At 60.0% G+C, this 23,099-nt stretch carries 10 protein-coding genes and 10 pseudogenes; 8 read left to right on the top strand and 12 right to left on the bottom strand.

All coding sequences use genetic code 11. From position 1 onward, the window contains the following. Nucleotides 1–639: 639 nt before the first annotated feature. From N2599_RS34800 to N2599_RS34785, 4 genes and pseudogenes are all read right to left on the bottom strand, one after another. A pseudogene (locus N2599_RS34800) lies at nucleotides 640–1,390 on the bottom strand (IS6 family transposase). Between the two features lie 512 nt (nucleotides 1,391–1,902). After that, a complete protein-coding gene (gene rpoN / locus N2599_RS34795; RefSeq protein ID WP_027513839.1) occupies nucleotides 1,903–3,444 on the bottom strand; it encodes an RNA polymerase factor sigma-54 in 1,542 nt (513 codons plus the stop codon). 325 nt (nucleotides 3,445–3,769) lie between these two features. Next, nucleotides 3,770–4,567 carry a Mu transposase C-terminal domain-containing protein gene (locus N2599_RS34790; protein WP_260308661.1) on the bottom strand — a complete coding sequence of 266 codons (798 nt, stop codon included), beginning with the start codon at nucleotides 4,565–4,567 and terminating at the stop codon, nucleotides 3,770–3,772. A gap of 51 nt (nucleotides 4,568–4,618) precedes the next feature. Continuing rightward, nucleotides 4,619–5,272, bottom strand: a pseudogene (locus tag N2599_RS34785) (recombinase family protein); the annotation flags it as partial. A 566-nt stretch (nucleotides 5,273–5,838) separates the two neighbouring features. Here N2599_RS34785 and N2599_RS34780 point away from each other — a divergent pair. Together N2599_RS34780 and N2599_RS34775 are read left to right on the top strand one after the other, a co-directional pair. Further along, nucleotides 5,839–6,204 carry a type II toxin-antitoxin system RelE/ParE family toxin gene (locus N2599_RS34780; RefSeq protein ID WP_027513840.1) on the top strand — a complete coding sequence of 122 codons (366 nt, stop codon included), beginning with the start codon at nucleotides 5,839–5,841 and terminating at the stop codon, nucleotides 6,202–6,204. Continuing rightward, a complete protein-coding gene (locus N2599_RS34775; protein ID WP_084606766.1) occupies nucleotides 6,197–6,523 on the top strand; it encodes a helix-turn-helix domain-containing protein in 327 nt (108 codons plus the stop codon). Before N2599_RS34780 ends, N2599_RS34775 begins: the two co-directional genes overlap by 8 nt. A 23-nt stretch (nucleotides 6,524–6,546) precedes the next feature. Here N2599_RS34775 and N2599_RS34770 read toward each other — a convergent pair. From N2599_RS34770 to N2599_RS34755, 4 genes and pseudogenes are all read right to left on the bottom strand, one after another. Further along, nucleotides 6,547–6,761, bottom strand: a pseudogene (locus N2599_RS34770) (integrase); the annotation flags it as partial. Next, a pseudogene (locus N2599_RS34765) lies at nucleotides 6,755–7,441 on the bottom strand (VWA domain-containing protein); the annotation flags it as partial. The pseudogenes N2599_RS34765 and N2599_RS34770, both read right to left, overlap by 7 nt. Further along, the gene (locus N2599_RS34760) at nucleotides 7,428–7,853 is read right to left on the bottom strand and encodes a DUF4381 domain-containing protein (protein ID WP_260308660.1); all 426 of its coding nucleotides are present in this window, start codon (nucleotides 7,851–7,853) and stop codon (nucleotides 7,428–7,430) included. The pseudogene N2599_RS34765 and the gene N2599_RS34760, both read right to left, overlap by 14 nt. Nucleotides 7,854–7,939: 86 nt before the next feature. Then, nucleotides 7,940–8,457: pseudogene (locus tag N2599_RS34755) on the bottom strand (DUF58 domain-containing protein); the annotation flags it as partial. Nucleotides 8,458–8,770: 313 nt separating this feature from the next. On the opposite strand from N2599_RS34755, the pseudogene N2599_RS34750 reads away from it, so the two are divergent. Then, nucleotides 8,771–9,013 (top strand): annotated as a pseudogene (locus N2599_RS34750) (type IV secretory system conjugative DNA transfer family protein); the annotation flags it as partial. A 237-nt stretch (nucleotides 9,014–9,250) separates the two neighbouring features. Then, on the top strand, nucleotides 9,251–14,458 hold the full coding sequence (locus N2599_RS34745) for a Ulp1 family isopeptidase (RefSeq protein ID WP_375714165.1): 5,208 nt from the start codon (nucleotides 9,251–9,253) through the stop codon (nucleotides 14,456–14,458). 140 nt (nucleotides 14,459–14,598) lie between these two features. Here N2599_RS34745 and N2599_RS38170 read toward each other — a convergent pair. Continuing rightward, nucleotides 14,599–15,545: pseudogene (locus N2599_RS38170) on the bottom strand (IS110 family RNA-guided transposase); the annotation flags it as partial. Between the two features lie 182 nt (nucleotides 15,546–15,727). Between N2599_RS38170 and istA the strand changes: the two are divergent. Further along, nucleotides 15,728–17,281: an IS21 family transposase gene (gene istA / locus N2599_RS34730; protein WP_027513949.1), complete on the top strand. Its 1,554-nt coding sequence runs from the start codon at nucleotides 15,728–15,730 to the stop codon at nucleotides 17,279–17,281. 18 nt (nucleotides 17,282–17,299) lie between these two features. Further along, nucleotides 17,300–18,076, top strand: a complete 777-nt coding sequence (gene istB, locus N2599_RS34725) for an IS21-like element helper ATPase IstB (protein WP_132568962.1) — start codon at nucleotides 17,300–17,302, stop codon at nucleotides 18,074–18,076. Between the two features lie 89 nt (nucleotides 18,077–18,165). Here the strand turns inward: istB and N2599_RS34720 are convergent, their stop codons facing one another. Beyond that, complete coding sequence (locus N2599_RS34720; protein ID WP_156915388.1) at nucleotides 18,166–18,312, bottom strand: hypothetical protein; 147 nt, start codon at nucleotides 18,310–18,312, stop codon at nucleotides 18,166–18,168. Between the two features lie 283 nt (nucleotides 18,313–18,595). On the opposite strand from N2599_RS34720, the pseudogene N2599_RS34715 reads away from it, so the two are divergent. Next, nucleotides 18,596–19,692 (top strand): annotated as a pseudogene (locus tag N2599_RS34715) (chloride channel protein); the annotation flags it as partial. Nucleotides 19,693–20,815: 1,123 nt separating this feature from the next. Beyond that, the gene (locus N2599_RS34710; RefSeq protein ID WP_014330863.1) at nucleotides 20,816–21,049 is read left to right on the top strand and encodes a DUF6429 family protein; all 234 of its coding nucleotides are present in this window, start codon (nucleotides 20,816–20,818) and stop codon (nucleotides 21,047–21,049) included. Here N2599_RS34710 and tnpC read toward each other — a convergent pair. Together tnpC and tnpB are read right to left on the bottom strand one after the other, a co-directional pair. After that, nucleotides 21,030–22,707 (bottom strand): annotated as a pseudogene (tnpC, locus tag N2599_RS34705) (IS66 family transposase). The gene N2599_RS34710 and the pseudogene tnpC overlap by 20 nt on opposite strands. Before the next feature lie 45 nt (nucleotides 22,708–22,752). Then, nucleotides 22,753–23,090, bottom strand: a pseudogene (gene tnpB, locus N2599_RS34700) (IS66 family insertion sequence element accessory protein TnpB). Between the last annotated feature and the right edge of the window lie 9 nt (nucleotides 23,091–23,099).

The raw sequence follows: 23,099 nt of genomic DNA, 5'->3' as shown, positions 1-23,099 counted from the left end.
CTCGCCGGCTAAAACGCTGTTCGTTCGCGACGGCATTCTCGTCATATCTTCGTCACTTGCATCACGAGGCTGATTGCAGCTTGACTGCGCGCAGAAGGCAGAAGTGGCTGCATTAATGCGCGAAGCCACCGGTTACTCGTCGCTAGGAGCCGCGTATCCGGCAGAATGGAAGCGATCCTTTGGCCGGAAGGGTACAAGCCTCCCACAAGCGCTTGGCGAATACTCCTCAGATTGTGCAATTGCTCCGGGTGATTGTTTGAGGTATATATTCGAAATCGTTGATGATGAAGGGCACCGTCGCGCGTATGTCGCCTCACACATGTATCGCAAAGCAGATAAACTGATCGTGCTTCATCGAGGTGCGGAAGTCGGCATCGACATATGTCGGATTTGCGACTGGTGCGCAGTCGACGACGACGTGCAACGGGCGAGGAGCGCCGAAACTGGTTGGCTGCATGATTGTTGAAGTGCGCCCAGCGCGCGTTCAGTATGGAATTCGTCCTTCGATGGGGTTGCAGCTGCCAATGCCGCAATCTTGTGCCGCCGCCCCCGGTCATCATTTCGAGCTGACAAGTAACGGTGCGACCGGCGATGTCACGTTGTTTGATCAAGGTCGGAACAAGGCGCTTGTGTGAGACGTCAGGCGGTTGCGCCGGTCACGGCTTTCCACTGCGCCCTTGCGCGGATCCGATGGATGTGGATGGCGAGGGCTGAGTTTTTCTGGTGCGGGGGGACGAAGAGATTTCGGAGTGCCGAAAAGATCGATATGAACCGTTGCAAGCCGCCGACGGATCGAAATCCCTGCATCATCCGCTCCCGTTTTCGAAGCGGCATGTGAGAATTCGCGGCTCGATTGTTCAGGCCCTTGTGCGATCGATGTTCGACGGCGGGCATCACCTCCCGTCTTGCAGCACCATATGAGCGCAATTTGTCGGTGACGATCCGCTTCGGCGTCAGGCCTTGCTTCTTCAGCAGCCTGACCAGCAATCGCCTGGCGGCTTGGGTATCGCGGCGGGCTTGAACGATCTCGTCGAGAACGTAACCGTCTTGGTCAACGGCACGCCAGAGCCAATGTTTGCGGCCGCCGATGGAAATCACCACCTCGTCCAGATGCCAGATATCCTTTCGCGAAGGCCTCTTTCTGCACAACTGCCTGGCATAAGCCGTTCCGAATTTGCGACCCCATCTCCGGATCGTCTCATGGGAGACGACGATACCGCGCTCCAGCAGCATCTCCTCGACCATCCTCAGGCTCAAAGGGAACCGAAAATACAGCCAGACCGCACGCGCGATGATCTGCGGTGGAAAGCGGTGGTTCTTGTAGCTTACGGCCGGACTGTTCATCCCAACCTATTACCAGACAACCGTTAAGCCGCTGACAACGTGACATCACCGGCGCGTGTCTTCGGGAACCGGGGCAGTCTCTTGAGGCTTGAGCGACATTACTATCCTGTGCGAATCTGAGGCCGAGATGGGCTCCGATTCTACAAGCGTCGTATAGGTCTGACTCGTTCTAGATCGCAACTTTAGGTTAGTCGTAACGCCGCATCCAACGCGCTTCGCATGCGCGGCGCTTAGAAATCGAATTCGCCAGCAGTATCAGTAATGGGCGTCCCTACCGCGATATCTAATCCCCGGTTCGACCGGTTTGCCATCACATCTCATCACCCCTCGTTCCAGCTTGCTACCCAGTATCGCCGAACGGCCTGAACTGCTTTCTTAGTGGAGCTTCCCATTTTTTTTCTCTCTCTCTCTCCAGTGCTTCGTCGGCGAGCGGCCGAAGGCAACCCGCGCCCGTCAGTAACCCCGTAAGGTGTGCGAAGGCTCGTGGGGCTGCCCTGCCATGCGTTGCCGGCCATCAGGCCAAATATAAGCGAGGCGCCTTAAAATGCTCCCCTCCGCCTAAAGATTGCCCGAGTGCCCCTTCACCGCTGATGCCGCACGCTTCTCGCGGCGTCGTTGGACAGAAGAGGGGATGTTCATCGTTTCGCGATATTTTGCGACGGTGCGTCTGGCGATCTCGACACCTGTCTTCTTGAGGACGTCGACGATGTCTTCGTCCGAAAGCACGTCATCGGCGCTTTCCTGATTGATCATCGTGCCGATGCGATGGCGTACGGACACGGCCGAATGCGCATCGCCGTTTTCCGCCGAACCGATCGAGACCGGGAAGAAATATTTCAGCTCGAACTGTCCGCGCGGGGTGAGCATGTATTTGTTGGAGGTCACCCGGCTCACCGTCGACTCGCTCATCTTGATCGCATCCGCGACGATGCTGAGGTTCAGCGGGCGCAGATGGTCGACGCCGTGGATCAGGAAGGCCTGCTGCTGCTGGACGATCTCGTCTGCCACCTTCATGATCGTCCTGGCGCGCTGATCGAGGCTGCGCGTCAGCCAGTTGGCATTCTGCAGGCACTCGTTGAGAAAGGCCTGTTCGCCGCTGTTCTTCCGGCTGGAGCGGGATATTTCTCTGAAATACTCGCGGTTGACGAGGACCCGGGGCAGCGCATCCGGATTGAGTTCGATGAGCCAGCCGCCATCGGACTGGGCGCGCACCACGACATCGGGAATGTTGGACGCGGAAACACTGGTTTCGAAGCTGGTGCCCGGCTTCGGGTCGAGCTTGCGGATCTCGGAGAGCATGTCGATGAGATCGCCCTCGTCGACGCCGCAGATCTTCTTGAGGCTTGCAAAGTCGCGCCGTGCCAGCAGTTCGAGAGAGCCGATGAGCGTCTCCATCGCCGGATGGAGACGGTTTCGGGCGCGCAGCTGAAGGGCAAGGCACTCCCCAAGTGTGCGCGCGAATACGCCCGGCGGATCGAACTGCTGCATAACATGGAGCACACGCGTCACGTCCTCGACTGCCGCACCCAATCGAGCGGCGGTCACGGCGAGGTCGGCGTGGAGATAGCCGGCGTCGTCGAGCTGGTCCATCAGGTGCTGGGCGATCAGCCGATCGGAGGCAGCGCCAAGCGCGAAGGCAAGCTGCTCGATGAGCGTCTCCCTCAGCGTCTTGCGGCCGGCGACGAAATCGTCGAGATCGTAACCCTCGCCGTCGCCCGCACCCGACATCGACTTCCACTGCCCGAGCAGCTCGGGCGCATCCGCCCGCTGCGGGGTCGTAGCGTCCGGGAAGACGTTGGCGAAGTCGGCGTCGAGGCAATCGCTGAGCCTCTCGCCGGACCTCGACATGGCGCTGTCGACCAACCCATCGTCGAATTCGCTGCCGGCCTCCCCCGGGTGCGGGCCTGAATCCTCACGCTCCGCTGAGATCGCGTCATCGGGCGAAGGGATCTCGAGCAGCGGATTCTTCTCCGCTTCCTGAGCGATGAACTGGCTGAGTTCCAGATGGTTCATATGAAGCAGCTTGATCGACTGTATCAGTTGCGGTGACATAGTTAGCGACTGCGACTGTCTTAAATGAAGGCTCGCGGAAAAACCCATGCTGACGACGCTCCAATCAAATTCTCCGAGGCCGCGTCTGTTACGTGCGGCGCTGCCCAAAAATTGCTTAATAGTCGGGTTTGGTCAAGCGCTGGCATCACAAGGCGCGCGGAATCAGCTGCCGGTGGGCCGTTCATGTGTATCCAAACCGCGGAAGCTCCGTCCTGTCTGCGCTTTCTGCGCACCCGTCTCCGGATCTCGCTCGTGTGCTTCTGCGTCGCGGAGCACGTGAAGTGCTCGCAGGCCAGATGCGCGACGTCGATGATCGGCTGCAGCCGAGGACGATCTCGAAGCCTGTTCGCTTGAGAGGGATAAGCTATGAAGGCTAGCCTCGAAGATGCTTCGCCAGCGCTGGAACAGCTGGCTCGTCGAGGAAGCTGCAGTCTAGACTTAGACTAAGCGGCCATCCACGTTCGTTTTGGGCTTTCCTACCGCCGCGTCGCACGGCTGCCGTCTTCCTGGTTGCTGCATCCACCAGTTCGCGCTGCGCGATTGCCGTGCCCACTATGGCGCGGGTATTGATTTCCTGTCGGCCTTTCGCCAGCAGTGCGCGTCGCGCCGCCACGGCCTCATGAAGTGTCACCGAGGGCAAGGTCAAATCAGCGTAGCGAGCTTCCACGAAGTTGCCCGAAGGTCGCCGCACGAAGATACGGGCCATGTGCCGCGGGTCGTATTTGACGAGCAGGCGACGGTTCGAGCGACCGACGTCGGTGCTAAGCTTAGGTGGCCAGTAGCGCAGACCAAGCAGATGGATTCCGGTTTGGCCGCAATGTGCGCTCCTGTTCGGGCAGGAACGCCAGCCAGAAACGCATTCGATCCTGCGGCAGTCGCAGCGGAATCTTGCCTCGTGCTCCCGCCAGACGGCAATTGGCGGGCGGCCCAAGCTGCTGTGGATCGACTGATGGTAGGAGCCGACAATGTCGAGGGCAATGTAGCGCTCGAGTTCGCGCAATGAGAGCGCCGAATGCCACTTGGAATCGTATTCGCCAAGCTCCTGCGCATTGCTGAAAGTCGTGCGCCGGGCAGCAGGTGGAGTTTTCCCATCTGAGTGCCGATCAGACGCTCGATATGGCCACCGAAGCGCGCTCAGCCAGCGGCCGCCATTCGATCGCGATGCCGGCATCCCGGCACCCTCTCTTGAAAGCACGGCTCCTGAAGTCGGCGCCGGCGCAACAAGGCGTTCGATCGTCCAATCGTGACCTCTGCGATTGAGGATCCGCACGACATTGTCCCAACTGTGCTAAGGCCGAAGTTGCCGCACCATCGGCAGCCACGTCTGCGCGGACGCAATGAGCTCGCCGAGATAGAGTTTCTCGCTTGTTTTTGAGAGTGCTTTGATTGCCTCCGGTCGTGGTTCTCGCAGGCCGGGGTTTCCAGGAAGCTTGCCGCGCGCCTTCGCCGCCTTGATGCCGGCTTTGGTGCGTTCAGCGATCAGCGCTCTCTCGAGCTGCGCGACCGCACCGAGAACCTGGAGGGAAAACATGCCCTGCGGGGTCGAGGTATCGATCGGATCGCGGATCGATCGAAAATGAACCCCGCGTTGCTCGAGATCCTCGATCACTGCCAAGAGATGACTGACCGACCGGGCCAATCGATCGAGGCGGACAACGACGAGGATGTCTCCCGCGGTGAGCTCTCCGAGCAGCCGCGTCAAGACTGGTCGGGCGCGCGATGCCCCGGAGCCATGCTCCTGATAGATCCGATCGCAGCCGGCGGCCCGCAGCTCGTCCATCTGGGCATCGTGGACCTGGTCGTCCGTCGACACGCGGGCATAGCCGATCAGCCGCTTTAGAGGCTGTTGGACGTTAACTCTTTGTGGCTTCGCCATCGCGCTTTTAACGGCCTTGTTTCGAGGTGCTTTGTACAGATAAGGAATGCGTAAACGTGTTTTATGGTGTCAATGGAGGCTCACTAGCCTTGAAATGACACCGCAGATGACCGACGGACCGCAGACGGCGACGAAACGGCATCAGCGGTCGTTTTTGGCGGAAATGTCGAGAATCGGCCGGTCTGAAGGGGGCCGGTCGCGTGTGTCGTTTCAGGTGGACGAAGAGACCGAGAAATCGCCCGACTGACAGCTCTGCGCTCGGCCACACGGCTCGGTCCCGTCCGTTCGAACAGGCAGAAGAGTCCACTGAATGTAGCCGAAAAGCGGCGGAAAAGCGGGGATTCCCGGCGACTCCACCGATTCGGGAGGACTGACATCGCTGATTTGCGGGCCCAAAAAATCAATAACCATAGATAAACGGCACCTATCGATGGCTAGCACCATTTTCCAAATCCGGACGACGTGAGCAAACGATCGTTTGTGGCGCTTCTGGAGGAAATGCCCATTGCCTTGATGAGAGACATGGACTAAATATCCTAAAGTATCTATATCATTCAGGATATGAAATGACGGAATGGAAGGTCGAGTTTCACGACCGCTTCAAGGGCGAGATCATGGACCTTCCAGCCGATGTTTGGATCGAGTTGCTCGCGCATTTGGTGCTGCTTCGCGAGAAGGGCTTTCGACTGGCCCGGCCTGAGGTCGACACACTCGAAGGCTCCAGGCATGCGAACATGAAAGAACTGCGCGTCAAGGTGTTGAAGGTGCAATGGCGCTTCGCCTTTGCCTTTGACCCGGAACGAAAGGCCGTCGTTCTCTGCGGTGGTGCGAAGAGCGGTGTGAAACAGAAACTCTTCTACAAACGGCTGATCGATCTGACTGATAAACGATACGACGAGCATTTGAGCGAGTTGGAGAAGAAACATGGATGATCTCGACAAGCTGATACAGACGCTTCCCGATGACGAACAGCGCGCCGTTGCAACGCGGGCCGACGAGCTTGTCACGGCGCACAATCTGCGTGAATTGCGGGCTCTCGCTGGTCGGACGCAGGAAAACGTATCTGCCGGGACCGGTTTCAAGCAGACAAATGTCTCAAGACTGGAGAAGCGCGCCGACATGAAATTGTCGACGCTACGCGATTATGTCGAATCCCTCGGCGGTACGTTGAAGATCGTCGCTGATGTCGCGGGCAAGAAAGTTGATCTTTCGAGCATCGCAGAGCGCTCCCGACACGGCTCCAAGATCTGAGAGGTGCGGCAGGGGAGGGGCAGCTACAACCCTGCCGCTTTCGTCAAGTTGACGCGGAATCGGTCGCGCCGGCGCTGGCATTTGCGGGTCATTTCGGCGCTTGCATGGCCAGCTGCTTCTGGACATGGCGCTCATCAACCTCGGCCGAGGAGGCAAGCCCGGCGCGCAGCGAATGGCCCGAGAATTTGAGTGCGCCCTCACCTTCGCTGAGGTCACCGTGAACACCGGCGGCAAGCCCTTGCTGCCGGCTATCTCGGCCGTCTTCAGAGGCGGCATCTTGCTCGCCGTATCATTGCCGTCGGTCAGCATGATCAGCACCTTTTGCGGCACCGTCGTCTTGTCGAACTTGCGGATGGCGAGACCCAGGGAGTCACCGAGCGCGGTGCGCGGACCGGCAATACCGGGCAAAAGACCTTCGACCAGCGTCTTGACCAGCGCATGATCCATGGTGAATGGAGCCAGCGGATAGGGAGCGTCGCCGAATGCCATCAGACCGAGCCGGTCGCCGGGTCGCTTCGCGACAAAATCGGAAACCACGGCGCGTACGGCATCCACGCGTGCTTGCATGATTCCATCTGGTGCAGCAAAATCCTTGGTATCCATGGACTGCGATAAGTCGAGTGCCAGCAGGATGTCGCGTTGAGGCTCGGTGCGTTGCAGCGGCCGCTCGACATATTGCGGTTGGGCCAGTGCCAGAACGATCAGGCACCATGCCAGCATATCGATGATCGCCTGCGGCCAGGATCGCTTCGGCACTACCGAACTCCGGTCGGCTCGATGCCGGCGGCTGTTGCGACTTCGGCGAAGAACGGAAGGCGGAATCAAGGCGGAGGTCTCGCGATGTGGCGGCATCAGCCACCAGATAAGCAATGGGAGCGGCAGGATCAGGAGCATCCACGGAAGATCAAGCTGATACATGATGCCTCTCGATCCAGCGTCGGGCGTCGGCAGCAAGTTCGTCGGTCAGCGCTGACGTCATCGGTTGTCCGCGTTGATACTCGAGGCCGTTAATGAATGTCCTCAGGGCTTCGCCGACATCGTAGCCGCCATTGGCTTCGAGGAATGCAACCCACTCTGCACCCGAGGTCGCGGCGACTTCCTCGCGCGGCCACGCCGCTAACGCCGTGCGTTTGAGAAGTTCACCGAGATCATTGACCGCCTGTTCCTTGGTATCCGGGTTCCCCATCGCCGCTGCCACCTCGCCGAGCAGCTTGAGGGCCTCTCGGCGGTATGCATTGCGACGCCACCGCCGATAGGCGATCGCGCACCAAAGAAGCACGGCCGTTACCAAAGCCAATGCAACGACCAGCCATCCCCACGTCTGGGGCATCCATGAAACGGGAGACGGTACCGCAATGTCCTTTAGCGCACGGAGAGCGTTTTCCGTTATCGGATCGAGTTTGGGTTGCGGCTCCATTATCGCCTCCACTGTCGCCAGGCGGACTGTTCGAGGAGGCTCCGAGCTGGGGAGCGACGTCTTCCGCCGCGGAAACTGGAAGCATGGGCAGGCCAAGCTTGCGCTGCCAGTCCAGCAGCTCACGTCCGCGAGTGCGCGCGAACGCATCAATCGATTGACGCACGCCAGGCTGCCGCAGGGACAGCTCGGCCTGCAGAGACCCGCCGCTGACGACGATGTCCCCGGATTTCGGCAGTTCGAGAAGGAATGGATCGTAGACGAGCAGGCAGATTACATCGTTGCGGCTCGAGAGCTGCAGCAGGAGCTGGCGGGTCGTTTCCCCATGCCCGTCGAAGTCGCTGACGACGACCACGAGAAAATCATGATGGGCGATGCCCGCGACCTCCCGCAGCGCCTCGTCGAGGGCGATTGGCGAGGGGACGCCAGCGTAGGCTGCGCGAAGCTTGCCGTTCTTCTCCGCGATCTTGTCGGCAAGAGCGATGACGGCGTCTCGGCTGCGATGTGATTTCACCTCGCCGACGCCTTCGTCGTCGGTGGTAGCGTCCGCAAATGGTGAATCACGAACGCGCTCGCCGCAAACCCCCTCCGCCCGGAAAATCTGATCCGGTTACGGCTCTCGACGTGACTCAGAGAGCTGGGAGAAGCCTCTGCGAGACTACAAGTGTAACACCATATTGGTTTAGCAGATCGAGCTTCGGTGGTAACCTCATGGGGTAGCGAACGACTTTGGAAGCTGAGCAATGGATCGCGATAGCAAACGGACACGTGCAGCTGGAAGTTCATCCCGCGGCGGGAGGAGGGCCGAGGAACGCCGTAACCACCTTGGCCTCCTGGGTAAGCTGGAGGCGATCGAGACGGCAATTACGACCATCGCGAGCTACAAGGCTCGTTTCATGCTCATCATCCAAAGCCTCTCGGCACTGACGGGGGCCTATGGCGAGGCTGGCAAGCAGAATTTTCTCAGCAATACCGGCCTGCAAGTGTTCATGGCCACTGCCGATGACGAGACTCCAAACTACATTTCCAAAGCTATCGGTGAATTCACGTTTGAAGCCCAATCGATTTCCTACAGCTAGGCGCGAACGTTCGACTGGAACATAAACGCATCTTTGAAAACCAGACAGGCGCCCTCCCGAGCCGGCACCCTTGATGAAAGCAGACGAGGGCTCTCGGCAGAATCTCAACCCGATGAGCCGCTGCGTGGATTGGCGCAGGACTTTGACGATACAATTTGATGTGAGGCTAGTGTGGACCCGCGAAATAGTAATCCATCCCGTGTAACAGCTTCGTCGCAGGTGCAGGACGCCGGCTTGGAAGAGGGGCAAGCGGTCCAGGCCCGGCAAGTGGGCGTTGAGCAGCAGGTGGCCGAGGCGGTCCGGTGGCCGTTCGATGATCAAGCCGCCTCGTACCCCTTGCCGGATGCGGGCCAGGCGCGGCAAGCGGGCTTTGAGCAGCACGTGGCCGAGCCGCGCCGCGCCGAACCTGTCGCGAGTGGCGCCCGTGCTAGGGGCTATCCCCATCTGTCCGTTGAACACCGGGACCTTATTAATCAGGCGATCGCCCACGCTAGGGATCAGCAACCCTATAGCGAGGGCACGCTCCAAAATTACTCAAATGCGCTTTGCCGATTGGCGAATGATCTCGGCGCTCGCGGCCAAGCGACTGATCTAAGAAATCACCAATCCCTGGTCGATCACGTCGATGCTTTCTTTCCGACAAACGATAATATGAGGACGGCGTTGAGCGCCCTCCGTAGGTATCATGAGCCGGGATATTCGGCGACTGCTGGCGCCCGTGCTACCAGCTTTCCCCATCTGTCCGACGAACACCGGGACGTTATTAATCAGGCGATCGCCCACGCTAGGACTCAGCAACAATATAGAGAGAACACTTTAAAAAAATACACGTTTGCACTTCGCCGATTGGCAAATGATCTCGGCGCTCGTGGCCAAGCGACTGATCTAAAAAATCACCAATCCCTAGTCGATCACGTCGATGCTTTCTTTCCGAAAAACGATGATACAAAGACGGCGTTGAGCGTCCTCCGTAGGTATCATGAGCCGGGCTATTCGGCGACTGCTGACGCCCGTGCTACCCGCTTTCCCCATCTGTCCGGCGAACACTGGGACGTTATTGATCAGGCGATCGCCCACGCTAGGACTCAGAAACACCATAGCGATGATACGCTTCGAATATACTCGAATGCGCTTTGCCGATTGGCGAATGATCTCGGCGCTCGCGGCCAAGCGACGGATCTAAAAAATCACCAATCCCTGGTCGATCACCTCGATACTGTCTTTCCGAAAACCGCTGGTATGAAGGCGGCGTTGAGCGTCCTGCGTGCGTATCATGAGCCGGGCTATTCGGCGACTGCCCGGCGGCTAGTGCCGTCAAAGGCAGACGCGCATATCTTGGAACAAGTGAACAGTGACAGCAGCTTGGCCTCAGGCACCCGTGCTGCCTATGGTCGTAATCTTCGCAGATTTTCTGAGGCGCTTGAGAGTCGGGGCCAGACGATCTCTGGGCTGGATCACGATTCGCGGATCGAATTGGCCAAGAGGTTGTTTCCAGACAAACTCCCTCTCATCTCTGCGCTGGAACGGGTTCGCAATACGGAGCCCGTGTCAAACGGGATTCGCGAGGCGGTCCGGCCGCTGTTCGATGATCGAGCTGACGAGCCGCAAGCCGCCGCCATTCAGCAGCCGCTGAGCGAAATCGGCAATTCAGACACCTATCGCGGTGTTTCGTTGGTCGATCTGACCACCTCCTCCGATGCTCAGATCGGAGCTTTTCCGTCAGGCTCGTCCAACCTCCCCGAGGGGGCGGTTCTCGGGGCCACCCAATGGCTGAGCGACGTCCATATCCAAAGGGATTACCGGTTGCTGGAGCAGGACCTGCAGGAGACCCAGCCAGCGCTCGCCGCCCGAACGCGGCTGGTGAATGCGTCACTCTCCCATCTACTGCGCACTCATGACGTGGACGTGCAAAGTACGTTGCTGTCCATCTATCATCAAAACGACGCCCCAGCCGACTTCGTGTTCCTGCCAGTGAATGATGGCACTCTTGGTGGCACCCATTGGTCGCTGCTGCTCGTAGATCGCCGCGACCCGGAACGAGCGGTCGCCTATCACTACGACTCCTTCCAGCCAAATGGACAGCCTTACAACGACGCGCCTGCACGATTGCTCGCAATAAGACTGGACGCGCTCCTGCTGCAGACACCCGACATGGCCCGGCAGAACAACGGTGTTGATTGCGGCGTCTTCGTGCTGGACGGCACGCGCGAGCTGGTTCATCGATTGGCGAACGAAGAGCGGCCATACCTGCAGCTGGACCTCGACTACCTCGTCGCCGACCGGCAGGCGCTGCAAAACCGACTGAGGGAGCAGCGCTTGCCGCACGAGCTTGCCGCAATCCCCGCCTCGTACCCCTTGCCAGATGCGGGCCAGGCGCGGCAAGCGGGCTTTGAGCAGCACGTGGCCGAGCCGCGCCGCGCCGAACCTGTCGCGAGTGGCGCCCGTGCTAACGGCTATCCCCATCTGTCCGTTGAACACCGGGACCTTATTAATCAGGCGATCGCCCACGCTAGGGATCAGCAACAATATAGAGAGAGAACGCTCCGAAATTACTCAAATGCGCTTTGCCGATTGGCGAATGATCTCGGCGCTCGCGGCCAAGCGACTGATCTAAGAAATCACCAATCCCTGGTCGATCACGTCGATGCTTTCTTTCCGACAAACGATACTATGAGGACGGCGTTGAGCGTCCTCCGTAGGTATCATGAGCCGGGATATTCGGCGACTGCTGGCGCCCGTGCTACCAGCTTTCCCCATCTGTCCGACGAACACCGGGACGTTATTGATCAGGCGATCGCCCACGCTAGGACTCAGCAACAATATAGAGAGACCACGGAAAAAAAATACACGCTTGCACTTCGCCAATTGGCAAATGATCTCGGCGCTCGTGGCCAAGCGACTGATCTAAAAAATCACCAATCCCTGGTCGATCACGTCGATGCTGTCTTTCCGACAAACGATACTATGAAGACGGCGTTGAGCGCCCTCCGTAGGTATTATGAGCCGGGCTATTCGGCGACTATTGACGCCCCTGCTATCCGCTTTCCCCATCTGTCCGGCGAACACCGGGACGTTATTGATCAGGCGATCGCCCACGCTAGGACTCAGCAACGCCATAGCGAGGATACGCTTCAAATATACTCGAATGCGCTTTGCCGATTGGCGAATGATCTCGGCGCTCGCGGCCAAGCGACGGATCTAAGAAATCACCAATCCCTGGTCGATCACGCCGATGCTGTCTTTCCGAAATACGGTACTATGAAGACGGCGTTGAACTTCCTGCGTGCGTATCATGAGCCGGGCTATTCGGCGACTGCCCGGCGGCTAGTGCCGTCAAAGGCAGACGCGCATATCTTGGAACAAGTGACCAGGGACAGCAGCTTGGCCTCAAGCACCCGTGCTGCCTATGGTCGTAGTCTTCGCAGATTTTCTGAGGCGCTTGAGAGTCGGGGCCAGACGATCTCTGGGCTGGATCACGATTCGCGGATCGAATTGGCCAAGAGGTTGCTTCCAGGCGACCGCTATCTCCGCTTGGTGCTGGAACGGGTTCGCAATACGGAGCTCGTGTCAAACGGGGTTCCCGAGGCGGTCCGGCGCGAAGAGCTTCAGCGAGGGCAGAATGATCAAGCCGCCTCGTCTTTTTTCAGCAACCCAGGGATGCCCGCTGTTCCGGATGGCCACAATAGAAGCGTGTCGGACGCTTTCGCAGCGGCCGGCTCTGGGCACGCCGGAGTTGAGGCCGCCGCCCCGCCAGCGTTAGCTGCCAGTCAACAGCAGATCCGGTCCTCGCCGGATGCGCTTGACCAGGGCAACCACCTGCCACCCGAGTGGGTCATCATCAACAATGAACATGACACGGCGCTGTTGAGACCGGCGAAGAGGCAGAGGGCCAATACGCCGCAAGCCGCCGCCATTCAGCAGCCGCTGAGCGAAATCGGCAATTCAGGCGGCCGCGTGCCGATGCAGCCCCCCATGCAGCAGTTGGGTGAATTGCCATTGGAAGGGGTACCGGTTCAAGGGACAGGTTCCGAACACATCGGAAGGCTGCATGCGGAGGCCGCGCCCTCCGCATGGTCTGAGGAGCCCCCCGCTGCGATCGAGGACTCCATAGACGTTTCATTCGCCGTCCCCAAAGGCTTCTCCCATGGGACTCAACGCGTCCCAGACGCGATGCTCTCGAGATTGTACCACTTTGGCTTCTTGCCGGATGCGGAAAAGCCGCAATGGAACTACGAGATTGAAGGTCACGGCTACACCGCCGAGAGGGCAGAAGGGCCCAACGACTTTTTGCTCGTCCATCGCGGTCCGATCAGTGAAGCTGCAGAGGCAGCAGTACCGGCAAGGGCTCCAGGACCCGCCTCGCCAGCGACCGCCAGGCTTTCAGACACCTATCGCGGTGTTCCGTTGGTCGATCTGACCACCTCCTCCGATGCTCAGATCGGAGCTTTTCCGTCAGGCTCGTCCAACCTCCCCGAGGGGGCGGTTCTCGGGGCCACCCAATGGCTGAGCGACGTCCATATCCAAAGGGATTACCGGTTGCTGGAGCAGGACCTGCAGGAGGCCCAGCCAGCGCTCGCCGCCCGAACGCGGCTGGTGGATGCGTCACTCTCCCATCTACTGCGCACTCATGACGTGGACGTGCAAAGTACGTTGCTGTCCATCTATCATCAAAACGACGCCCCAGCCGACTTCGTGTTCCTGCCAGTGAATGATGGCACTCTTGGTGGCACCCATTGGTCGCTGCTGCTCGTAGATCGCCGCGACCCGGAACGAGCGGTCGCCTATCACTACGACTCCTTCCAGCCAAATGGACAGCCTTACAACGACGCGCCTGCACGATTGCTCGCAATAAGACTGGACGCGCTCCTGCTGCAGACACCCGACATGGCCCGGCAGAACAACGGTGTTGATTGCGGCGTCTTCGTGCTGGACGGCACGCGCGAGCTGGTTCATCGATTGGCGAACGAAGAGCGGCCATACCTGCAGCTGGACCTCGACTACCTCGTCGCCGACCGGCAGGCGCTGCAAAACCGACTGAGGGAGCAGCGCTTGCCGCACGAGCTTGCCGCAATCCCCGCGGACGCGATTGCAGCAGCCGGGTCGCAGGTGCAACACGCCGTATTGCAAGAGCAGCAAGCCCGACAAGTCGCGCCAGCGCCGTTTGACCGGCACTTGGGCAAGTCGCGCGAGGCCCAGGACGAGCTGACGAGTACACTTGACAGGAACAACCTCGTGAACAGCGGCGGCGTCATCAACAATGAACATGACACAGCGCTGTTGAGACCGGCGAAGAGGCAGAGGGCTGATAATCCGCAAAGCCTCGCCATGGGGCGGCAGCTGAGCGAAGCAACCACGACGTCCGTCAGCCAAGCCTCCGATCAAGCCCGAGCGGACCTGATGGCCTCCTTCAGAAGCAGAGACCGCTCCGACGCGGGGCGTTGAGCTCCCTGTCTGGGGCCAAGCATAACAGCTCTTCTGACGACAGAGGCGCTGATGCGATCTCCGGACCGTAGGCCTTGCCGAAATTTATCAGGCTGGCACTGTTGGAAGGCGATGTAGGTTTGGAACCCGCCGACGGCGGTGCCGCGTCCGTCCGTCGTTCGCGCCTGGAACCATTGGGCGAGACCGCTCTGCTTTTGGAATCGGAGAAAGCGCCAAGCCAATTGGATCATGCCGCGCCGGACTCGGGCACTGCCGGCGCGCGCCAGCCCCTTCTCGCGGCGGCGTTTGCCGCTCTCGTCCGGGGACCCCGTGAGACCGGCGTAGCGCGCCACCGCCCGCCGATCGCGCAGGTCGCGCGACAGGATCTCATTGACCAGCATGTCCGCCGTCTCGGCGCCGACGCCGAGGACCCGAGCGAGCAAGCGGACCATCGCGTGCGGACCTTTCTTCGCAGCCGGAGCCGCGGCGAGTCGGCGCAGGCGGTCCTGCTCGATCGCGCGAATCTGCTCGCGCACGAGGTGCAGCCGCTCGAGGTAACGGCGCAACTCGGCGCGCGTGTTTTCCGGCAACGGCGTCTCCTCCGCCGTGCGGATTTTGTCGAGCTTGCCCTCGGCCTGCGCAGGGTCGGCTTGAAGGTGCGAATGCCGAAGCGGGCAAGGATCGCCCTCATGCGGTTGATGATCCGTGTTTTCTCAGTGACCAGATTCTCCCGCTCGCGGCTCGGCCGCCGCGCGTCCTCCTCGGCAATCGCCGGGATTGCAGCCATGCCCACATGGCGTTTCTCGCCGCGCAACCAGCCGAGAAAGGCGCGCATCAACAGCTCCGTGTCGAGGCGATCGGTCTTGGCGCGCCGGTGTTCGCGCGACACCGGAACGCTTGCGGGATGGATGACGTAAGCCTCAATATCGCAGGCCCGCAGCCAGCGCGCCAGCCAGAAGCCGTCGCGGCCTGCCTCATAGGCAACGGTGATCAGCTTGATCGAGTGCCCGGCCTGGCTGGCTTCGGCGCGCCACCGCTGCAACAGCTTCAGCAGCGCGGCCGCATCGGCTTGGAGCTTCTTCAGAGGCTGGCGTGCGGGTTTCGGTAATTCGCGGACAGGGGTTCCATTGAATCCCGGACAGCGATTTCACTAAATCCGGGACAGCATTTCCGCTAATTCGCGGACAGCGATTCCGGTAAATCCCGGACAGTCTTTCGGCGATTAAAACATCGACTTTCGCGCGCGCCGTTTTGCCATTCTGAGCCTCGATTTGAACGAGGGGCTGATGAATGGCGAGACGGAAGCAGGCGAGGCTTACGAGTGTGAAGGACATTCGATCGATATTGCGGCTGACGCACGAACAGGGGCTTTCGGTTCGTGCGATATCGGAACGGCTGAAGATCAGCAAAACGACCATTTCGACCTATCTGTTGCGGGCGCGTGAGGCCGGGCTGACGGGCTGGCCGTTGCCGCCTGGGCTTGACGAGGACGCTGTTTTGCAGCGCCGCCTGTTCCATCGTCGCGGCCGCCCGCCCCAGGACATGCACGAGCCCGACTGGGGCAAGATCGCCAGTGAACTGAAGCGAAAGGGCGTGACGCTGACGCTGTTGTGGCAGGAATATCGCGAGCGGCACCCCAACGGTTACGGATACACCTGGTTCTGCGAGCGTTTCGCCGCTTTCGAACAGCGCGCCAGCGCCACCTTCCGCAATCGCCACACTGCCGGCGCGGCGATGCAGACCGACTACGCCGGCCACACCGTCCCGGTGATCGATCCGGCGACGGGCGAGATCCGGTCGGCGCAGATCTTCGTCGCGGTTCTGCCGGCCTCCTTGTACACCTTCGCCTATGCAAGCTTCACTCAACGGCTGCCGGACTGGATCGAGGGTCAGCAACGGGCGCTGAGCTTCTTCGGTGGCGTGACGAAAGCGATCGTCTGCGACAACCTCAAGGCCGGTGTTGCCAAGCCCTTGTGGTTTGAGCCGACCATCAACGCCACTTTTGCAGCATTCGCCGAGCATTACGACACGACGATCCTGCCGACCCGTCCAAAACGGCCGAAGGACAAGGCAAAGGTCGAAGGCAGCGTTCTCATCGTTGAGCGCTGGATCCTGGCGCGGCTGAGAAACGACCGCTTCTTCAGCCTCGTCGATCTCAACGTGCGGATCAGCCAGCTTCTCAACGATCTCAATAACCGGTCGATGCGACGGGTTGGCAAATCCCGACGTCAGCTCTTCGAGGAGATCGAACGCGAAGCGCTTGCACCCTTGCCGGCAACCGCATTCGAATATTCCGAATGGAAATCGGCAAAGGTTCATCCCGACTACCATGTCGAAGTCGACAAGGCTTTCTATTCCGTGCCGCACCGCCTGATCGGCCGCCAGGTCGATGTCCGGCTCACAAGCCGGATCGTCGAGATCTTCCATGATCACCAACGCGTCGCCAGCCACCGCCGGACGTCGCAGCGGGCTGGTCATGTCACCGTCAACGAGCACATGCCGAAGACACATCAGCACTATGCCAACACGACGCCGGCGAGCCTCATCAAGCAGGCTGCAAAGATTGGCCGCAACGCTGCAATCCTGATCGAGCGGCTGATGCGCGACAGGCCCCATCCCCAGCAGGGATACCGCGCCGCTCAAGGCGTTCTATCGCTCGCGCGCCGGTACGGGCCTGAGCGTCTTGAAGCCGCGTGCGCTCGGGCACTGACCATCAATGCGCTCAGCTATTCCTCCGTCAGCACCATCCTCAAATCCGGCCTCGATCAGGCGCCGCCTGTCGCCGAGCCGGTCAAGCCAGCCCCGGCGCATGGCAACATCCGCGGCAGCTCCTATTACCAGTGAAGAAAGGAAGACACTCACATGCTCACACATCCAACCCTCGACCAGATGCACGCACTCGGTCTATCCGGCATGGCGGCAGCTTATCGCGAACTGGCCAATCAAACTGAGGGCAGCGATCTCAACCGCGATGAATGGCTGGGTCTGATGCTCGACCGGGAGATGGCCGTGCGCGGCGACAAGCGCCTGACCAACCGGCTTGCAAGCGCCAAACTGCGCTTCCCCGACGCTTGCATCGAGAATATCGACTTCGCCGCCCAGCGCGGCCTCGATCGCCGACAGCTTCTCTCGCTGGCCCAAGGCGAATGGTTGAAAGCCCATGAGCACCTGATCCTGACCGGTCAAACGGGAACGGGCAAAACCTGGCTTGCCTGCGCCATCGGACGGCAGGCGGCCCGCCTCGATTATTCCGTTCTCTACGTCCGCATGCCTCGTCTCTTCGAGGATTTGGCGCTGGCACGCCTCGACGGTCGGTTTCCCCGATTGCTCGACAAACTGGCGCGCGTCCAATTGCTCATCCTCGACGATTGGGGAACCCATGCGCTCAGCGATCAGCAGCGGCTCGATCTCCTGGAAATCTTCGAAGAGCGCTACTGCAGGAAATCCACTCTGATCACCGCCCAACTGCCCGTGGCCCAGTGGCACGAGATGATCGGGGAACCGACGATCGCTGACGCCATCCTCGATCGTATCGTCCATAACGCCCATCGAATTGCGCTCGAGGGAGACAGCATGAGGAGGCAAAAACCACGACCGCTCTTGACCGAAGCGCGAAACGCCGAAATCAATAACCAATGACATCAACCAGGCGAACGAAAGTCGATCCCGCGAGACTGTCCGGGATCTAGTGAAACGACTGTCCGGGATTTACCGGAATCGCTGTCCCGTTAATCCGAAATCCGCAGCTGGCGTTCGAGGCCGGGTATAACCCCGGCGACGAGCCAATTCGATTGACTCATCTCGATAACGACAATGATTGTGCTATCCTGATCAAGGGCGACGAGGAATTTGCTCGCGTCGAAAGATTGTGACATGGGACGCTCCTTCGGTGGTCGGTTCCAACAGCGCCAAGGGTGCCACATCCTCGCCGCTCGCCCCGTGCGAACCACGCCACACTCGTCGCCGGCACGCTATAACATTGAAACATTGAGAAACAATCGGCATTGTCGGAGGTAAGATGCCTTGATCGATCGCTGGAATGCAGAAAAATGTCCTGCCAGCCATTCTCAATTCAACTGCCTAAAATCGTGACGGAATCTCAAGTTAAGTTGCCGACATCGATAATGTCTTTCGTATCGGGAACTTGATGCCAGTCATTACCGCAACTCCAAGCTTCTTCGTCGTTCCCGTGTCTCATGGGGTTCGTTCTCCCTCTGGCGACCGCGGCTAGATACGCTCAGCGCTGCGCGAGCCGGCTTCATTCGATCGCGACGTCGGATAGATTACCAAGACTTTTATAAAGATCGTGCTGACAGTGCTTGGACTATTCTCCGGCGCCTCGATCGGCCGCGAAGGGCCGACGGTACAGGTCGGCGCTTCGATCACGCTGGCGGTGGCGCGCTTCGGCGGCATGGCGCAGACCCGCGGCCTGATCCTCGCCGGCTCGACAGTGGGCATCGCGGCGGCGTTCAACACGCCGCTTGCTTCGTCTTCGCGATCGAGGAGATGAGCCGGACATACGAGTCGCGGGCAAGCGGGCTGGTACTGACGGCGGTCATCCTATCAGGTCTCGCCGCTCTCGGCCTGTCCGGCAGCTGCAATTATTTTGGTTCAGCATCGGCAGCGCCGACGCAGCTCGCCGATTGGGCTCTTGTCCTCGTATGCGGCATTGGGGGCGGCGCGCTGGGCGCGGCCTTCAGCGGCTTTGCCCTTCACTTCGGCCAGCGCATCCGGCGTTGGGCGCAACCCCAGCCGCTGCGGTGCATGCTGGCACTTGCGGGCATCTGCGGGCTTGCAGTTGCAGTCATCGGCGTTGCATCCAGCGGTGCCACCTTCGGCACCGGCTACGAGCAGGCCAGGGGCGCGGTGGAAGGACAGTGCTTCCCTTGCTCTTCTTCATCGAAAAGCTCGCCGCCAGCTTCCTGTCGATGATGTCGGGCATTCCAGGGGCATCTTCGCGCCATCGCTTGCCGTCGGCGCCAGTTTCGGCAGCACCGTCGGCTCGCTGCTCGGAACGAGCATCGCCCTCGCCGCGATCCCCGGCATGGCGGGTTATTTCTCGGGCGTCGTGCAGGCGCCGATGACTGCCTTCGTGATCGTCCTGGAAATGACCGGCGACCATCAGGCGGTCATTTCGATCATGGCCGTCTCGAATCGGCTCACGCCTTCGCTCTCGCGAGCCGCTCTATCATGGACTTTCACGCGTTTTCATTGCGACTGCGATAAGAACCCATCGCGCGGTCAAGAGCCCGTGATCACGCACAGTCATCGTAGGCGGGCCGGTTTAGGCGCGAGCAGGCGTTTGACTTCCTCACTTTTGGCGCTGAACTTCGGTGACACCGCATGCCGTTTTAACCGCGGATTGTAAGCACGCCGACGAGAAAGTCCTTCTCGCTAAAGATAGCATAGCATGATATCAAATGAGTGTCCGGCATTGAGATGATGTTCAACCACTCCGGCCGGTCGCGATCACAGCTGTGGAGATCTAACCGGTTTTCTTGTTCTTCTCCACGGCTGGAAAAAGGGGAGGTCCAACATGTGGGGGATGTTGCGGGAGAAAAGGGCGGCAATGGATCCTGCAGATGTCGTCGCCTTGAGTGTGCTGCTCGATCGATGGTGTCGAATGCAATGCATCGATCACTCACACCCAAGGGCTCATGACACGGCGCAGAACCTCATTGCCTTGCGACAGGCCGGTGCCACTATCGACCACCTGAAACAGTTGCTTGCTTCGAGTGAGGCAGGTTGAAGCTTTTGCTAACGCGAGGCGGAGATCAGCCACTGCGCGTCTCACCATCGCTCACGTGCCTTGCGGCGGGAGCTATTTCTCAACGAAACTAAACAGAGGGAGAGGGATGTACAGATTTCATTTCATAACGAACGACACGGCGCATCTATACCCGGGGCATATCATTCACGTCGGCGGGAGCGCAGACAAGGAGACTGGTGTGCTTCAGATCAGCGATGCCTTTGCCGAACCGGATGAAGAACCTCTGGAGTCGGCAATTCACCGCGCCCTCCTCGTCCGCCAACGAGATGCGCGGGCAATAGGGGTTAAGGATGATGACGGCCTTTGGCCTGACAGGCTTGGCACGCTTGTTTGCTGGGAGCCGTGAAAGCTCGCACCGCTTTTGGGCAGGGGACGCCGCTCGCTAGCCGATCTCTCGCGTAAATAAGGCCGGGGTTACGATCCCCTCACTGGGGCGGAGAACGTCTACATCAAGGCGGCCAGACGGGTCTCGTGCCGCAGTGCCGACAAATCGATATCGGTTACCGTCGGCATCGATCACAAAGTCTCGAATTGCACGCCTGCGATATAACGTATCCATCCGAGCAGGGCCGCGGGATTTTGGGCCCCGCGTGTGGTAACGTCGGTTCATGGAGATCGATGAGGACAAGATCGACGATGCCGTTTTGGCGCTGTTATGGCTGACGCTGCATAACGAGCGTTGTGCCTGGAAGGGCTTCGACTGGGCAACGACGGATCGGCTTCACAAGAAGGGCATGATCGGCGACCCAGTCAACAAGTCGAAGTCATTGATCCTGACCGATGAAGGCTTGGAGCGTTCGGAAGCATTGTTCCGGGAGCTGTTTACGCGACCGCCGCAATAGCCGTCCCTTTGTGCGACTTCCATTGCCAAGGCAGCAGTTCGTGCAGGCGGGAGACGGGAAGATCGGCGATTCGGGCGAGCACATCGGCGAGCCACGCTTTTGGGTCGACGTCGTTGAGGCGGCAGGTCGTGATGACGGAGAGCATGATGGCGGCTCGATCGGCCCCACGCTGGGAACCGGCGAAGGTCCAGTTTCGACGGCCGAGTGCAATTCCTCTCAGAGCGCGCTCGGCAGCATTGTTTGTGAGACAAATCCTGCCATCTGCGAGGAAACGGGCAAAGCCATCCCAACGCTTCAGCATGTAATCGATCGGCTCGATCACCTCGGACGATTTGCTGAGCGTGCCGCGCTCCCGTTTCAGCCACTCGTGCATGTCATCGAACAGCGGCTTGCTCTTTTCCTGCCGCGCGGCCAACCGTTCTGCGGCGCTCAATCCATTGATCTCGCGTTCGATCTCAAACAGCGCATCGTACCGTTGGACGGCCTCCAGAGCGATCGGCGAGATCGGCTTGCCTCTCCGTTTGCGGTCACGGACACTTTTCTGGATGTCGGCCAGTTCAAAGAACTTCCGCCGCGCATGCGCATGGCAAAAGGCGAAGGTGATCGGTACCGCTTTCTTTTCGGCGACACTGAGCGGCTCGAAGCCATTGTAACAATCACTCTGCAGAATGCCACCATACTCGGCCAGGTGCTTCTGCGGATGCTCGCCGCGGCGGTCGCTCGAAGCATAGTATGGCCGCCGGCGCCGCCGCGCCGCCGTAGGGCTGGTCATCGCGCACGTAGGTCCATATTCGCCCGGTCGTGCATTTGCCTTTGGCTTGAATGGGAATGGTAGTGTCGTCGCCAAAAAGGCGCTCGGCCGCGAAGACATGCGCCTCGATCAGATCAAAGATCGGCAGGAGCGCGGCTGTTCCATACCCGACCTGGTCAGCCAGCGTCGAGGTCGAAAGCTCGATGCCCTCGCATTTGAACCGGGTGCTTTGGCGGTTCAGCGGGCTATGCATTCCAAACTTGTCAAAGAGGATCGTCGCCAGCAGATGAGGACCGATGTATCCGCGCGGCGTGGCATGGAACGGCGCCGGCGGCTGGCTGATCGCCTCGCAGTCACGGCAGGTAAATTTCTCCCGCACCGTCTCGATCGTTTGAACCGGCGCGGAACCTCCTCGAGCGTCTCGGTGACGTCCTCGCCCAGTTTCGACAGGCGCGACCCGCCGCAGCATGCACAGGTGACTGGGGGATCGATCACCACGCGCTTACGCTCGATATCCTCCGGCCACGGCTTTCGGACCGGCCGTTTGCGCGTTGAACGAACGTACGCTCGAGGTCTTGGCGGCAGCCGCCTGCGCTGCGGCTTCATCCTCCGTCGCCGCCATCACCAGTTCTTCGAGCTGCAATTCCATCTGGTCGATCAGGCGCGCCGTGCGCTCGGATCGCCGGCCGCGCAGTTCGCGCTTCAGCTTTTCGATCGCCAGTTCCAGACTGGCGATCAAGGCCTCATTGTCCGACAGCATGGCCTGCGCATTGGCGGCTCGCGCCACCGCAATGTCGCGCTCGGCAACAACGACATCACGTTCAGCCTGTAACCTCTCACGCTCGGAAACCAGCGCCAGGTTGGCGCTCGCAAGGTCCGCAGGAAGATCCACAGGCTTCGAAGTCATGAAGCCATTCGATCAGGTTCACTCAATATTTTCAATGCAATAATGCTATCCGACCCGTGTCGGACGCCAGGTTTCCTGCGGATTGCGCCAGTCGATCCCGGACAACAAATAGACAATTGCGCCGGTGAGATCGCTACCGCCCCGCCCTCCATATTCGGCCAGATAAACCGGCCCTTCTCCAGCCGCCGGGTAAAAAGGCAGGCGCTCAGATCATCATGCCAGATGATCTTCAAAATATCCGATCTGCGGCCCCTGAAGACGAAGAGATGCCCTGACAACGGATCATGCTTCAGAACCTCCTGCACCCGAAGCGCCAGAGAGGGAAAGCCACAGCGCATGTCCGTATACCCCGTCGAAAGCCAGACCTTGACCCCTGTTCCCATCGGAAACGG

Origin of the sequence: Rhizobium sullae (genome assembly GCF_025200715.1) — a bacterium.
Taxonomy (GTDB): domain Bacteria; phylum Pseudomonadota; class Alphaproteobacteria; order Rhizobiales; family Rhizobiaceae; genus Rhizobium; species Rhizobium sullae.
The sequence above is the reverse complement of the archived record's forward strand: the minus strand, read 5'-3'. Positions and strand labels throughout refer to the sequence as shown.

Bases quoted from the DNA above. Each gene is read 5' to 3' on its own strand.
- N2599_RS34780 (WP_027513840.1), top strand. From the start codon at position 5,839: ATGACGGAATGGAAGGTCGAGTTTCACGACCGCTTCAAGGGCGAGATC.
- istA (WP_027513949.1), top strand. From the start codon at position 15,728: ATGGCGAGACGGAAGCAGGCGAGGCTTACGAGTGTGAAGGACATTCGA.
- istB (WP_132568962.1), top strand. From the start codon at position 17,300: ATGCTCACACATCCAACCCTCGACCAGATGCACGCACTCGGTCTATCC.
- rpoN (WP_027513839.1), bottom strand. From the start codon at position 3,444: ATGGGTTTTTCCGCGAGCCTTCATTTAAGACAGTCGCAGTCGCTAACT.
- N2599_RS34775 (WP_084606766.1), top strand. From the start codon at position 6,197: ATGGATGATCTCGACAAGCTGATACAGACGCTTCCCGATGACGAACAG.
- N2599_RS34710 (WP_014330863.1), top strand. From the start codon at position 20,816: ATGGAGATCGATGAGGACAAGATCGACGATGCCGTTTTGGCGCTGTTA.
- N2599_RS34790 (WP_260308661.1), bottom strand. From the start codon at position 4,567: ATGCCGGCATCGCGATCGAATGGCGGCCGCTGGCTGAGCGCGCTTCGG.
- N2599_RS34760 (WP_260308660.1), bottom strand. From the start codon at position 7,853: ATGCCCCAGACGTGGGGATGGCTGGTCGTTGCATTGGCTTTGGTAACG.
- N2599_RS34720 (WP_156915388.1), bottom strand. From the start codon at position 18,312: ATGTCACAATCTTTCGACGCGAGCAAATTCCTCGTCGCCCTTGATCAG.